General features: G+C 60.9%; 13 protein-coding genes. 10 read left to right on the top strand and 3 right to left on the bottom strand.

Annotated elements, in window-relative coordinates; all coding sequences use genetic code 11:
• Positions 1-74: 74 nt before the first annotated feature.
• From NPS56_RS09015 to NPS56_RS09005, 3 genes are read left to right on the top strand one after another with little or no spacing between them, the layout of a single operon-like run.
• The gene (locus tag NPS56_RS09015) at positions 75-1,196 is read left to right on the top strand and encodes a glycosyltransferase family 4 protein (RefSeq protein ID WP_274074346.1); all 1,122 of its coding nucleotides are present in this window, start codon (positions 75-77) and stop codon (positions 1,194-1,196) included.
• Positions 1,189-1,965 carry a polysaccharide deacetylase family protein gene (locus NPS56_RS09010; RefSeq protein WP_274074345.1) on the top strand — a complete coding sequence of 259 codons (777 nt, stop codon included), beginning with the start codon at positions 1,189-1,191 and terminating at the stop codon, positions 1,963-1,965. Before NPS56_RS09015 ends, NPS56_RS09010 begins: the two co-directional genes overlap by 8 nt.
• A complete protein-coding gene (locus NPS56_RS09005) occupies positions 1,962-2,957 on the top strand; it encodes a lysylphosphatidylglycerol synthase transmembrane domain-containing protein (RefSeq protein WP_274074344.1) in 996 nt (331 codons plus the stop codon). Before NPS56_RS09010 ends, NPS56_RS09005 begins: the two co-directional genes overlap by 4 nt.
• A gap of 268 nt (positions 2,958-3,225) precedes the next feature.
• Here NPS56_RS09005 and purU read toward each other — a convergent pair whose 3' ends face one another.
• Positions 3,226-4,074 (bottom strand): formyltetrahydrofolate deformylase, encoded by an 849-nt coding sequence (purU, locus tag NPS56_RS09000; protein WP_020797876.1) that lies wholly within the window; start codon positions 4,072-4,074, stop codon positions 3,226-3,228.
• 337 nt (positions 4,075-4,411) lie between these two features.
• Between purU and mvaT the strand changes: the two genes are divergently transcribed.
• Entirely contained in the window at positions 4,412-4,789 is a 378-nt protein-coding gene (gene mvaT, locus NPS56_RS08995; protein ID WP_008058684.1) for a histone-like nucleoid-structuring protein MvaT, read from the top strand.
• 95 nt (positions 4,790-4,884) lie between these two features.
• On the opposite strand, the gene sbcB is transcribed toward mvaT, so the two are convergent.
• Positions 4,885-6,315, bottom strand: coding sequence for an exodeoxyribonuclease I (gene sbcB / locus NPS56_RS08990; RefSeq protein WP_274074343.1), 1,431 nt, complete (start codon positions 6,313-6,315; stop codon positions 4,885-4,887).
• Between the two features lie 184 nt (positions 6,316-6,499).
• Here sbcB and NPS56_RS08985 point away from each other — a divergent pair, with 184 nt between their 5' ends.
• Genes NPS56_RS08985 through NPS56_RS08960 form a run of 6 tightly spaced genes read left to right on the top strand, consistent with a single transcriptional unit; the run spans position 6,500 to position 13,219 of the window.
• Positions 6,500-7,225, top strand: coding sequence for an RDD family protein (locus NPS56_RS08985; RefSeq protein WP_274074342.1), 726 nt, complete (start codon positions 6,500-6,502; stop codon positions 7,223-7,225).
• A complete protein-coding gene (locus NPS56_RS08980) occupies positions 7,222-8,199 on the top strand; it encodes a stage II sporulation protein M (RefSeq protein WP_274074341.1) in 978 nt (325 codons plus the stop codon). Before NPS56_RS08985 ends, NPS56_RS08980 begins: the two co-directional genes overlap by 4 nt.
• A complete protein-coding gene (locus tag NPS56_RS08975; RefSeq protein ID WP_274074340.1) occupies positions 8,186-9,733 on the top strand; it encodes a DUF4129 domain-containing protein in 1,548 nt (515 codons plus the stop codon). The genes NPS56_RS08980 and NPS56_RS08975 overlap by 14 nt, the downstream gene beginning before the upstream one ends.
• Entirely contained in the window at positions 9,730-10,893 is a 1,164-nt protein-coding gene (locus tag NPS56_RS08970) for a DUF4350 domain-containing protein (RefSeq protein WP_274074339.1), read from the top strand. The genes NPS56_RS08975 and NPS56_RS08970 overlap by 4 nt, the downstream gene beginning before the upstream one ends.
• Positions 10,890-11,891 (top strand): AAA family ATPase, encoded by a 1,002-nt coding sequence (locus tag NPS56_RS08965; RefSeq protein WP_274074338.1) that lies wholly within the window; start codon positions 10,890-10,892, stop codon positions 11,889-11,891. Before NPS56_RS08970 ends, NPS56_RS08965 begins: the two co-directional genes overlap by 4 nt.
• The gene (locus NPS56_RS08960) at positions 11,888-13,219 is read left to right on the top strand and encodes a DUF58 domain-containing protein (RefSeq protein WP_274074337.1); all 1,332 of its coding nucleotides are present in this window, start codon (positions 11,888-11,890) and stop codon (positions 13,217-13,219) included. Before NPS56_RS08965 ends, NPS56_RS08960 begins: the two co-directional genes overlap by 4 nt.
• A 40-nt stretch (positions 13,220-13,259) precedes the next feature.
• Here the strand turns inward: NPS56_RS08960 and NPS56_RS08955 are convergent, their stop codons facing one another.
• Positions 13,260-13,619, bottom strand: a complete 360-nt coding sequence (locus NPS56_RS08955) for a PilZ domain-containing protein (RefSeq protein WP_274074336.1) — start codon at positions 13,617-13,619, stop codon at positions 13,260-13,262.
• Positions 13,620-13,738 lie beyond the last annotated feature (119 nt).

The raw sequence follows: 13,738 nt of genomic DNA, 5'->3' as shown, positions 1-13,738 counted from the left end.
CCCCACCTGCTGAACACCAACCGAACATCTATTCTTCAATAAGGTCAACCAAGGGAGAACAACGGACCGGAGGGATGTTCATCGTGCATATCGCTGACATAACCATGTTCTACGCCCCTGCCAGCGGTGGCGTGCGCACTTATCTGGATGCCAAGCATCATCGCCTGTGCATCCGGCCAGGCATTCGCCACAGCGTGCTGATACCGGGGGCTGTCCTCAGCGAAAAGGATGGCATCTACACGGTTCCGGCACCCGCCCTGCCCTTCGGCAAAGGTTATCGCTTCCCGCTGCGTCTCGCGCCCTGGCGCAATGTCCTGCAGGATCTGCAACCCGAGCTGATTGAAGTCGGCGACCCTTACCTCACCGCATGGGCGGCCTTGGATGCGCGCCGCCAACTGGACGTGCCGGTAATCGGTTTTTATCACTCCGACCTGCCGCTGCTGGCCAGCAATCGCATGGGCAACTGGGTCACGCCAAACGTCGAGGCCTATGTCAGCAAGCTCTACGGCAACTTCGACCGGGTGCTGGCGCCGAGTCAGGTCATGGCCAACAAACTGATCGGGCTGGGGGTGAAGAATGTTTTCGTGCAGCCCCTGGGGGTCGATCTCCAGATGTTTCATCCCAATGCACGGGATACCGGTCTTCGGGCCGAGCTGGGCCTGGACGAAAACACTCATCTTTTGATCTTTGCCGGGCGTGGTTCCAAGGAGAAGAACCTGCCGGTGCTGCTCGAATGCATGAAACGCCTGGGCCGACATTACCACCTGCTGCTGGTCGGTTCGTCGATGCCGACCTCGGTGCCGGGCAACGTCACGGTTATCGACGAGTTCTGCCCGGCCACGCAAGTTGCCCGTCTGATGGCCAGTGCCGATGCACTGCTGCACGCCGGCGACCAGGAAACCTTTGGCCTGGTGATCCTCGAAGCCATGGCCTGCGGCATCCCGGTGGTGGCGGTGGCAGCCGGCGCGTTCGAGGAAATCATCAACGATCAATGTGGCCTGTTGTGTGCCCCCAACGATCCGTTGGCCATGGCCAACGCGGTGCGCGAGCTGTTCAGCCAGGGTAGCGCAGCCCTCGGCCAGCAAGCCCGTCGCCATGTCGAACGGCATTACGCATGGGACGCCGTAGTCAACAGTCTGCTCGGTCACTATCACGCCGTCCTCGGCAGCCAATGGCCGCGAGCCGCCAATGCTTGACCCCACGGAGGCACCCGGCCTGCTGTTGGTACTGCACGATGTCGCGCCACCGACCTGGGCCGATTACCAACCCTTTGTCGAAGCCGTCGATGCACTCGGCGACGTGCCAATCACCTGGCTGGTGGTGCCGGATTTCCACAAACACAACGACCTGCAAGCCCACCCGGCATTTCGTCGTCAGCTCGGCGCACGGCTCGAGCGCGGCGATGAACTGGTGCTGCACGGTTACTTTCACTGCGATGACGGGCCGAGGGCGAGCAATCCCCGCGACTGGTTCATGCGCCGGATCTACACCCACGAAGGCGAGTTCTACAGTTTGTCTCGCGAGGCCGCCCTCACCCGCCTCCACGCCGGCATTGAAATGTTCCAGCGATACGATTGGCCACTGCAGGGCTTCGTCGCGCCGGCCTGGCTGATGAGCGAAGGCACGCGCCAGGCCTTGAGCCAATTACCGCTGAAGTACACCAGCGACGCGCAGCATCTTTATCGCTTGCCGGAATTCGCTGCGATCGATGCCCCAGGACTGGTCTGGAGTGCACGCAGTGCCTGGCGTCGTGGCATGTCGAAACTGCTCAGCCAGCAACTCGAACAACGCTGGCGAACCGCACCGGTGATTCGCCTGGGCCTGCACCCGGTGGACATGCGTCATGCGTTCTCACGGACGTACTGGTTGCAAACCCTCAAGCGCCTGCTCGATGAGGGCCGCGTACCCATGACCAAGGCCCGTTGGCTGGCCTTGCACAGCCAGCGCATGGGGCGCGCGGCATGAGTCGCTCGATTCTGCTGTGCATCGGCCTGCTCGCCGCGGTGCTGATTCCCTGGCTGCTGGGCGGCAGCGAAACCTGGTCACGGCTCAATGACTTTCCGCTGAGCAGCTTGCTGGTCATGTTCGGCATGATCCTGCTGTGTTGGCTAGTCAATACGATGCGCCTGCGCCTGTTGCTGGGGGATCAGCGCAACAGGGTCGGCACGCTAAAAAGCCTCGGCGTGGTGATGGCCGCCGAATTCGCCTATTGCGCCACGCCGGGTGGCAGCGGCGGGCCACTGACCATCATGGCGTTGCTGGCGCGCAACGGCGTGCGACCGGCCAGGGGCAGCGCGGTATTTGCCATGGATCAACTGAGCGATCTGTTGTTTTTCCTCTGCGCATTGAGCGCAATCCTGATTTACGCCCTGTTCCAGCATCTCAGCCAGCACATGGCGTGGTTGCTGACCGTCAGTGCCCTGTCGATGTTCGGTGGCCTGGTCAGTTGCGTGGTGGTGGCGCGCTATCATCGCCTACTGATTCGTTTGGGCGGCCGACTGCTGGCGCGCCTCAACGTCGAGCCCTCGAGCCGTATGCGCTGGGCACGAAAACTCCTGCACTTCCTGGCGGCGTTCACCGACACCCTGAAGCTGCCCCTGCAGACGCTGGTCATTGTGTTTGGCTTGACGTGCGTGCATTGGATCCTGCGTTACAGCGTGTTGTACCTGGCACTGCGCGGGCTCGGCGCTGAATTGCAGTGGGCCTGGAGTTTTCTGATCCAGATGGTTTCATTGAGTGCAGGGCAGTTCAGCCTGTTGCCAGGCGGTGCGGGGGCTGCTGAATTGACGTCGGCGGCACTGTTGGCGCCCATGGTCGGCAAATCCACGGCGGCGGCGGCCATTCTGATCTGGCGGGCGGTGACGTTTTACTTCTATCTGCTGGCCGGCGGGCCGGTATTTCTGTTGATGCTCGGACGCCCGCTGCTCAAGAAGCTGATGAAGGGCGTGTATCTGTAGGAGCCGGCTTGCCGGCGAAGGCGTCCTCAAGCGTTGCGTTGGTCTTTCTGGCGCCTTCGCTGGCAAGCCAGCTCCTACATGCCATCTTCCGGGCTCATCTCATCAGGGTCGTAACGGCTCAAACAACCCTCGCCCAAAGTGGCGGGTGCCTTGGAAGTGGCTTTGTCCAGTGGATCGGCCATGGTCATGTCCTCGGTTCAAAAACGGCGAAGGGCCTGCAGCGATTGAACGCCCAGGCCCTTCGAATTTCAACCGTGACGAGCGCTGATCAGAACACCACGGTTTTGTTGCCGTGTACCAGCACCCGGTCTTCCAGGTGGTAGCGCAGGCCACGGGCCAGCACCATTTTCTCGACGTCACGGCCGAAACGTACCATGTCTTCAATGCTGTCGCTGTGGCTGACGCGCACCACGTCCTGCTCGATGATCGGGCCGGCGTCCAGTTCTTCGGTCACATAGTGGCAGGTAGCACCGATCAGCTTCACCCCGCGCAGGGAAGCCTGGTGGTACGGCTTGGCACCGACGAACGACGGCAGGAAGCTGTGGTGGATGTTGATGACCTTGTGCGCATATTCACGGCACAGCTCAGGCGGCAGGATCTGCATGTAGCGGGCCAGTACAACCACTTCGGCATCGTGCTGCTTGACCAGGCGTGAGACCTCGGCGAATGCCGGCTCCTTGTCCTGGGGATTGACCGGTACGTGGTAGTAAGGGATGCCGTGCCATTCGACCATGCTGCGCAGGTCGTCATGGTTGGAAATCACGCAGGCGATTTCACAATCCAGCTCATCGCTGTGCCAGCGATGCAACAAGTCGGCGAGGCAGTGAGACTCGCGGCTGGCCATCAGCACCACGCGCTTCTTCTGCTCGGTATCGGTGATACGCCAGTCCATCGAGAATTCTTCGGCAATCGGCGCAAAGGCCTCGCGCAAGGCCTCGATACCGAAAGGCAGCGAGTCGGCACGAATTTCGTGACGCATGAAGAACCAGCCACTCAGATTGTCCGAGTGGTGGCTCGCTTCAGTGATCCAGCCGTTGTGTGACGCCAGAAAGTTACTGACTTTGGCAACGATGCCGACGCGGTCCGGGCAAGAAATCACCAGCCGAAAAGTGCGCATGAGGGGGAAACTCCAGAACTTCGCAAAGTCGGCCATTCTAACGATTGCGCAGCAAATCTGCAGTATTGATCACGTGTTGCCTTGGCCGATGGCTTGCGCCAGGGTTCCCACGCCACCGGGTTGACGCCCGCCACACTGTACTTGGCCCATCGACAAGCAGCGGTTTGTAAATAGGTGTAGCACAAGCATTGAACTATTTAATTGCGTATCCAATGCGTGCTGACTTCACTGGATTTTAATTAAATAAACTCCAGTTTAATGTTTACTTGATGATACACCCTGACTATTATTGCCGCACTGTCACCTGCCATCCAGCGTTCTACATAAGGTAGTAATCATGTCCTTGATCAACGAATACCGTGCCACCGAAGAAGCTATCAAAGAGCTGCAAGCCCGTTTGAAGAACCTGTCCCAAGACGACAAACTGCAGACCGAGCTGGAATTCGAAGGCAAACTGCGCACCCTGATGGGCGAATATTCCAAGTCCCTGCGCGACATCATCGCGCTGCTGGATCCAGAAGCCAAAACCAAAGCCCCACGTGGCGGTGCAGTAAAAACTACCGGCACCAAGCGTGCTCGCAAAGTTAAACAATACAAAAACCCGCACAACGGCGAAGTCATCGAAACCAAAGGTGGCAACCACAAGACTCTGAAAGAGTGGAAAGCCAAGTGGGGCGGCGACGTGGTTGAAGGCTGGGCTACCCTGCTGGGCTGATCCTGCGCGCTTGCCGCGAATCGATTGCGAAAAAAAACGCCAGCCTACGCTGGCGTTTTTTATGCCCGGAATTTAACCCTTGGACATTTTCGATTTCAAAGATTCAAACGTTTGCGTAAATCCTGAACATATTCCTGCCAATCATTGAGCACCGCCTGCTGCATCGATGTCGCTGTAAGGGCCAATTGGGCTGCGGCCTCTACGAAACTATCCAGCGTATTGGGCGCGCCGTATTCAGGCACTGACAAACGTTTCTGGCAGAATATTCGCCAGCGTTCCTGCTCATCGAGACTCAAGGTATCGGGAAAGTTACGTGCTCGATATCGAAACAACAGCTCGGGCAAACGTTCATCATCGAAAGGCCATTGCTGTTGTGCCAATTGCAGCGGATCGACTGTTCTGACTTGCTCGCAGAGACGCCGATCACGGTCGCCGATAAATCCGTCGTATAACTGTTGTTCCGGATCCTCGCTCAAGGAGAAATCTTCACGGGCATAAATCGCCAGAACTTTAGCTTGCCAATCTTGCTGCGCGTCACTTAGTCGCAGTGCTCGTGCCTGGTAAAGCGCAACATCCATTCCCAGGCGCAGCTGATCTTCCGGACGAAGTACCGATAAAGGCGCCACCACGGGGCATTTATTGACGTGGATAAGCTTGAGCGGTACTGGCAACTCCCCCTCTGCCAGCTCTTCGTGACGGGTATACAAGCGCTGACGCAAGGTTTCGGCATCGAGATCGAGCAAGCCCTGCGGGTCGAGGTGCAGGTCGCAGACGATCAGTGCGTTCTTGTTGCGCGGGTGCCAGGCCAGGGGCAACACCACGCCGACATAGTTGCGCGCCGCAGAAAAGCGTCCCGACACATGCACCATGGGCTGCAGCAGCCGTACCTGGTCCAATACCTTTTGCTTGCTGCGAAGTTGAAATAACCACTCATACAATTTCGGCTGTTTTTCCCGGATCAGCCGCGCCAGGGCGATCGTGGCGCGAACGTCCGACAGCGCTTCGTGGGCATTGCCATGATCGATGCCGTTGGCGGCGGTCAGGCGCTCAAGCTTGAGCGTCACCCGCCCCTCAGCGTCCGTCGGCCAGACAAGGCCATCGGGGCGCAAGGCATAGGCCGCGCGCACGACGTCGATCAGGTCCCAGCGGCTGTTACCGCCCTGCCATTCCCGCGCATAAGGGTCGAAAAAATTTCGGTACAGGCTGTAGCGGGTCATCTCATCGTCGAAGCGCAACGTGTTGTAGCCCGCGCCGCACGTACCTGGCGCGGCCAGTTGGGCATGGACCCGGGTCATGAAGTCGGCTTCGCTCAACCCGTGCTCGGCCAGTTGGGTGGGCGTGATGCCAGTAATTGCGCAAGCCGCGGGATGCGGCAGGATGTCGTCGCTGGGCCGGCAGAAGAGGTTGACCGGCTCGTCGATTTCATTGAGGTCGAAGTCAGTACGCAGCCCCGCCATTTGCAGCGGGCGGTCGCAACGGGGATTGATGCCCGTCGTTTCGTAGTCGTACCAGAAGATGGAAGTCACGGGCTATTCCTGAACTGAAGATTGGCCAAGTCTAGGCGTTCCCGTCCCGCTCCGGCCAGCAATCCTGCCATTCAATCATCCCCGGTTACTCAATGTGCAATACATAGTTATGTCGTTTTGACCGGCGAGGCTGCTAGCATCCGGTACAGAGACAAACCGATCAGGCCACACCATCAGGTTGCCCATGCTCGACGTCACAGCACTGCCACGGAAAGCAACGCTGCCCCCGCCACTGGACACGCGGTATCAGGTCGAAACGCCCGAAGGCATCGACTTGCCACTGCGCCCGGCCGGGTTGATGGTGCGCGCCCTGGCATTTTCCATCGACCTGGTCCTGCGCGGGTTGATCCTGGGCCTGTTGTTCATCGTCCTGGCGATGCTCGGAAAACTCGGTGCCGGCCTGGTTTCGATCCTGCTGTTCGGCGTGAGCTGGTGGTACATGGTGCTGTTCGAAGTCTTCAACCAGGGCTGTTCGCCGGGCAAACAATGGATGGGCTTGCGCGTCATCCAGGACGATGGCACGCCTGTTGGCTGGTCCGCGTCACTGTTGCGTAACCTGCTGCGATTTGTCGACATGTTGCCGTTCGGCTACTTCCTTGGCGCCATCAGTTGCCTGCAACACCCCAACTTCAAGCGCCTCGGTGACCTGGCCGCCGGTACACTGGTGATCTACCGCGAACAACTGCTCACCCGCCCGCAACTGCCCCCCGCGCAACCCCGTCGCCCGCCCTTTGCCCTGACACTGTCCGAGCAACGCGCCATCCTCGGGTTCGCCGAACGCCAGGCCGGACTGTCCGACGCCCGGGTCAACGAGTTGGCAACGATCCTCGCGCGCCCCTTGCAGGTTACGCCACCCCGGGCCGTCGCCGAACTCAACGGCATCGCCCACGGCTTGTTGGGTCCGGCATGAAACAAAGCCTTTTCGAACATCGGCACATGGCCGAATGGGAGCAGTTTTCCCTCATGCTGGACAGGCTGGAGCGTGGCAGGAAAGCCGATGGGGCCGTTCAATTTCCAGCCGATTATCGGCGCATGTGCCATCACCTGGCGCTGGCCCGCGAGCGTGGTTACAGCAGCTTCCTGATCGACTCGTTGCAGCAACAGGTGTTGCGCGGACATCAACAACTGTATCGGCATCGCAGCCAGCTCGGAGCCAATGCGCTGGGTTTCATCCTGGCCGGCTTCCCGCGGCTGGTACGCGAACAATGGCGCTTCGTGCTCGCCGCCAGCCTGCTGTTTTTCGGTAGCCTGATTGCGTTTGCAGGGCTGGTGTATCTGTTTCCGGACCTGGTCTATAACCTGATCCCGGCCGACCAGGTCAGCGACATGCAAAGCATGTACGACCCCGAGGCCGGTCACCTCGGGCGCTCGATGGAGCGGGCGGCCAGTGAAGACTGGGCGATGTTCGGCTACTACATCATGCACAACATCGGGATCGCCTTTCAGACGTTCGCCAGCGGCTTGCTGTTTGGCCTGGGCAGCGCTTTTTTCCTGGTCTTCAATGGCTTGATGATCGGCGCGGTGGCCGGGCACCTGACGCATATTGGCTATGGCCAAACCTTCTGGTCATTCGTAGTGGGGCACGGTGCCTTTGAACTGACGGCCATTGCCCTGGCCGGTGCCGCCGGCCTGCAACTGGGCTGGGCGTTGATCGCACCGGGCCCCCTGCCCCGTGGCGAAGCCTTGCGCCTGGCGGCCCGCAAAAGCGTGCTGCTGATTTGCGGCGTGATGCTGTTTCTGCTGATTGCGGCATTTATCGAGGCCTACTGGTCTTCGATGACGGCCCCGGCGCCCCTGACCAAGTACCTGGTCGGTGCGGCCCTCTGGGTGCTGGTGGCGGTTTACCTGTTATTCGCCGGAAGGACCCGCCATGCGCCTGAGTGACACCACCGTGGTCATTCGTCCCAGACCCACCTTCGAAGCCATGGACCTCGGCGTGCTGCTGAGCCAGCGCCACCGACGCCTGCTGATGACCAGTTGGGCGATTGTCACCTTGCCGGTTTTCGCCTTGCTGACATGGTTGCTGTGGGATTCGCCGACCCTCGCCGTGTTCATCTTCTGGTGGCTGAAGCCGGCCTTCGAACGCTTGCCGCTGTACATCCTCTCCAAAGCCATCTTTGGCGAAACGCCCACCCTCAAACAGGCACTTTACCAATGGCCACGGTTGCTCAAGCCGCAACTGCTGGCCAGCCTGACCTGGCGCCGCCTGAGCCTGAGCCGCAGCTTCCTGCTGCCCGTGTTGCAGCTCGAAGGCCTGGGCGCAGAGGCACGCCAGCAACGATTGCAAGTGTTGTTGCAGCGCGACGCCGGCGCGGCACGCTGGCTGACCGTGATCGGTGTGCTCCTGGAAAGCGCGTTATGGATTGGCTTGATGGTGCTGTTCTACCTGCTGCTGCCACCACAGGTCGCACTCGACTGGAGCTGGCAGTCGCTGATCAGCGCCGCGACGCAGGATTGGCACTGGCTGGAACACCTGTCCAACGGCTTCTACGCCCTGGTGCTGGTGGTGTGGGAACCGGTCTACGTGGCCGCAGGCTTCAGCCTGTATCTGAACCGGCGCACCGCGCTCGAGGCCTGGGATATCGAGCTGGTGTTTCGCCGCCTGTCCCAGCGTTTGAGCGGCACAACCCTTGCCCTGTTGCTGGCAGTGTCCTTGCTGTTGCCCATCGCACCCACCGTCCTGGCGGTCGAACAGGCCCCGGCGGCGCCAGACAGCCCGCGCCTGCTGGAGCAATCCCTGACCAGCCAGGCGTCCCGGGACAGCATCAAGGCGATCCTCGATCAGCCACCGTTCAAGAACAGGGAAACCGTCACCCGCTATCGGTTCGGCGAAAACCAGGCCGGCGACGAAAGCGCGGACGACGACAACATGCCTCAATGGCTAAAGAGGCTGCTGCAGATGTTTGACCAGCAGCACTTCGGCGCCGTGGCCACACTGATCGAAGTCACGCTGTGGGCCGTGCTGCTTAGCGCCATCGGGGCATTGATCTGGTACTACCGTGAGTGGTTGCAGGCGTTCGTCAGCCGACGCCCGCGCCCCGTCGAAAAAGCCCCACGCGCGCTTCCTGCGCAGGCCTTCGGCCTGGACCTTGACCGCGAAACCCTCCCGCCCGACATCGCAGCCAGTGCCGAAAACCTCTGGCAGAGCAACCCGCGCGCAGCCCTTGGCTTGCTTTATCGCGCCCTGCTCAGCCGCTTGTTGCACGACTTCGACCTCCCGCTCAAAGCCGCCGACACCGAAGGCCAGGTCCTGGAACGCATCGAGCAACTGCAGCAACCGGACCTGTTGGCCTTCAGCAAAGACCTGACCGTGCACTGGCAAAACATGGCCTACGGGCACCAACTGCCGCCCGCCCATGCGCAGCGCCAACTGTGTGACGCCTGGCGTGGTGTATTTGGCCCGGGAGCCGCCCGTTGAACCGGCGCACCTGGCCGATCATCGGCGTAGTGAGCGCTGCGCTGCTGGGCGCGCTGACGATTTATCTGTACCTGAAGGCAACGCCCTACCCGGTCGAAATCGACCACGGCCCGGCGCCGGAGGCCCTGGCTAATCCCTACCTGGCCGCCGAGCATTTCCTGCGCAAACAGGGCTTGAGTGTCAGCCATGCCAACAGCCTCGATATCCTGCCGAGCCTCACGCCAAAGCATCACAGCCTGTTGTTGCTCGGCGACCGCTACAACATGACACCCAGGCAGATCGATCAGGTGCTGGACTGGACCCGGGCCGGCGGGCGCCTGCTGTTCGTTGCGCAGTCGTTATGGGATGAACAGACCGGGCAAAGCAATGACCTTTTGCTGGATCGGGTGCAACTGCAGCAATCGCTGAGCAAAGACCTCAAGGACCCGCCACCCGGTACGCCTGGCGACCCCTTCGCGCAATTGACCAAACTCTATCTGGAAAATGAGGACGCACCGGCCTACGCCGGCTTTGATACCGCGTTCCATCTCGAAGATCCGAAGAACCTCGCCCAGGCCTGGGCCAACAGTGGCAAGGCCACCCATATGATGCAGCTGAACCACGGACTCGGTTCGATCATCGTGGTGACCGACGCCGATCTGTGGAAAACCCCGGCGATCGATCAATACGACAATGCCTGGCTGCTCTGGTACCTGACTGTCGATACCGCTGTGACCCTGCTGTTCAACACAGAACACGACAGCCTGCCGACATTGCTGCTGCGCCATTTCCCCCAGGCGCTGGTCGCCTTGATCGCCCTGGTCGGGCTGGCTTTCTGGCACTTCGGCGTGCGCCAGGGCCCTCTGCAGCAACCACAACCGAAAGCCCGGCACCAATGGCAGGAACACTTGCGCGCCAGCGCCGATTTCATGTTGCGCCACAATGGCCAGGACAGCCTGCTGCAAGCCTTGCGGCAAGACATACTGTGTCGTGTGAGACATCGCCATCCTGGCTACGAACGACTCGATGCCATCGAACAATGGCGGGTGCTCGCCCGCCTGGGCGGGCAACCCGAGAGCACCGTCAGCCAAGCCATGAGCCCGCGGCCGAAGCAGCGGCTTTCCAGTGCTGAATTCAGCCGCCAGGTCGCCCGTCTGCAAATTTTGAGGAATGCGTTATGAGTCAACCGACCGAGCCCGATGCAATCAACCACGCCACTGCGCAACGCCAGCGCGCCAGCCAGCTGGCCCAGACCGTGCGCCATGAATTGCAAAAAGCCGTGATCGGACAGGACACTGTCATCGACGACGTGCTGACCGCCCTGCTTGCCGGCGGCCACGTATTGCTCGAAGGCGTGCCGGGCCTGGGCAAGACGTTGCTGGTCAGGGCGCTGGCCCGCTGTTTCGGCGGCGAGTTCGCGCGTATCCAGTTCACCCCGGACCTGATGCCCAGCGATGTCACCGGGCATGCGGTGTACGATTTGCAGACCGAGCAATTCAAACTGCGCAAAGGTCCGTTGTTCACCAACCTGTTGCTGGCCGACGAGATCAACCGCGCCCCGGCAAAAACCCAGGCAGCGCTGCTCGAAGCCATGCAGGAACGCCAGGTCACCCTCGAAGGCCGCGCCCTGCCCATCGCTCAGCCGTTCATGGTGCTCGCCACGCAAAACCCCATCGAACAGGAAGGCACTTACCCGTTGCCGGAAGCCGAACTCGATCGTTTCATGCTCAAGGTGCGCATGGACTACCCCGACGCCAAGCAAGAGCTGGACATGGTGCGTCAGGTCAGCCGCTCTACCCGTGCCGACATGCTCGATGTGCAACCAATGCGCACTGTGCTGCAAGCCAAGGACGTGCTGGTCCTGCAACGCATAACCAGTCATTTGCCGCTGGACGAACAAGTCCTCGATTACGCCGTGCGCCTGGCTCGCACCACCCGCAGCTGGCCCGGCCTGACCCTCGGCGCCGGGCCTCGTGCGTCCATCGCGCTGGTACGCTGCGCACGGGCACGAGCCTTGTTGCGCGGCGGCGAGTTCGTGATACCAGATGACATAAAAGGCTGCGCTCTGGCGGTGTTGCGCCATCGCGTGCGCATCGCGCCGGAGCTGGATATCGAAGGGCTGGACGTCGATCACGTGCTGCAGCAACTGCTCGATCAAGTACCGGCGCCACGGCTGTGAAACCTTCGCGCCTGCTGCTGATCTGGCTCGCGATCCTGCTGGTCATCGGCATCGTGCCGGGCACATTGCGGGCGCTGGACATGGCTGTTCCCCCAACGCTGTTCTCGATCAACTGGGGCTTGCTGCTGGCGCTACTGGCCCTGGCCATAATCGACGCGATCCGCCTGCAACGCCTGCCCTCCCCCCGCGTACAACGACAAATGCCCGGCAGCCTGGCCCTCGGCCGCTGGAGCGAAGTACGACTGCAAGTCGAGCACGACCTTGCCCTGCCACTGAACATCCAGATCCATGACCACGTACCCGATGGCCTGAGCTTCGAGAACCTGCCCCTGTCGGTCGAACTGCAACCCGGCCAGCACAGCCACGTCGGCTATCGCCTGCGCCCGCTCAAGCGCGGTCACTTCACCTTCGATCACTGCGAAATCAACCTGCCGAGCCCGCTGGGCCTGTGGTCCGGCAAGCGCCTGCTGCACGTGACGGACAGCACCCGTGTCTACCCGGACTTCGCCCGACTCTACGGCGGCCAACTGCTGGCGGTGGACAACTGGCTCAGCCAACTCGGCGTGCGCCAGCGCCAACGACGTGGCCTGGGCCTGGAGTTTCATCAGCTACGGGAGTTTCGCGAAGGCGACAGCCTTCGCCAGATCGACTGGAAGGCCACCGCGCGCCAACGCACACCGATTGCCCGGGAGTACCAGGACGAGCGTGATCAACAGATCATCTTCATGCTCGATTGCGGTCGACGCATGCGCAGTCAGGACGGTGAGTTGGCGCATTTCGATCACGCGCTCAACGCCTGCCTGTTGCTGAGCTACGTCGCGCTGCGTCAGGGGGATGCAGTGGGCCTCAGCACCTTTGCCAGCGATCACCCGCGCCACCTCGCCCCGGTGAAAGGCGCTGGCCAGCTCAACGTGCTGCTCAACACGGTCTACGACCTGAACAGCACCCAACACAACGCCGATTATCAAGCGGCTGCCACCCAGCTACTGGCTCGGCAGAAACGCCGGGCGCTGGTGCTGCTGATGACCAACCTGCGCGATGAAGACGATGAAGAACTGCTGACGGCCGTCAAGCGATTGAGCAAACAGCATCAGGTGCTGGTCGCCAGCTTGCGGGAAAGTGTCCTCGAGACTACACGCCTGTTGCCGGTGCAAACCTTGTCGGAGGCACTGAGCTATTGCGGGACCGTTGAATACCTGAATTCACGCGCAGCACTCCATGAGCGTTTGAACGCCCATGGAGTACAGGTAGTGGACATGCAACCCGAGGCGTTGGGGCCAGCATTGGTCACGCGTTACCTGAACTGGAAAAAAGCAGGAATGATTTAGAGGTCTCCCTGTTCCAGAACACAGCAAAATATTTGCTGTATCAGGCCGAAGCCGGCAACGGCTGAAAACTGAAGTATCGCTTCAATGCCTGCACCAACTGGCCATACTCCGGCGGTGCCCGTTGCAGGCTGAACCCAGCGTCGTAATGGTGGGGCGTTGCGTCCTCGTGGCACCACAGGCAACACGCCTGCAAATCGATGACTTGCATACCCCCGTCGCTCGCGGGGATTTTCAGGCGCAAACCGAAATCGGCACCGATCATCATCGGCAACTGACTGACGAGCATCAGCCCGTCTGCGGAGACGTTGCCCAGAAAGCCGATCGGCTTGTCGGTGACGCTGTTGAACACTCTCAGAAAATACGGCAGTTGATGCCGCTCGATACGGCGGTCAGTGAACATGCGCAATTCGCCCAGCAAGGCCCTTAAGCAGGGCCGCACTAATGCTTCGGAACGGGCCTGCCTGCGGTTGAATCAGACATGGGCGCGCTCTCCCCGCTCCTGGTGCGACAGTCCATGAA

It is taken from the genome of Pseudomonas putida (assembly GCF_028682635.1).
Taxonomy (GTDB): domain Bacteria; phylum Pseudomonadota; class Gammaproteobacteria; order Pseudomonadales; family Pseudomonadaceae; genus Aquipseudomonas; species Aquipseudomonas putida_AE.
Note: the sequence above shows the minus strand (reverse complement) of the source record. Positions and strands in the feature narration are given on the sequence as shown.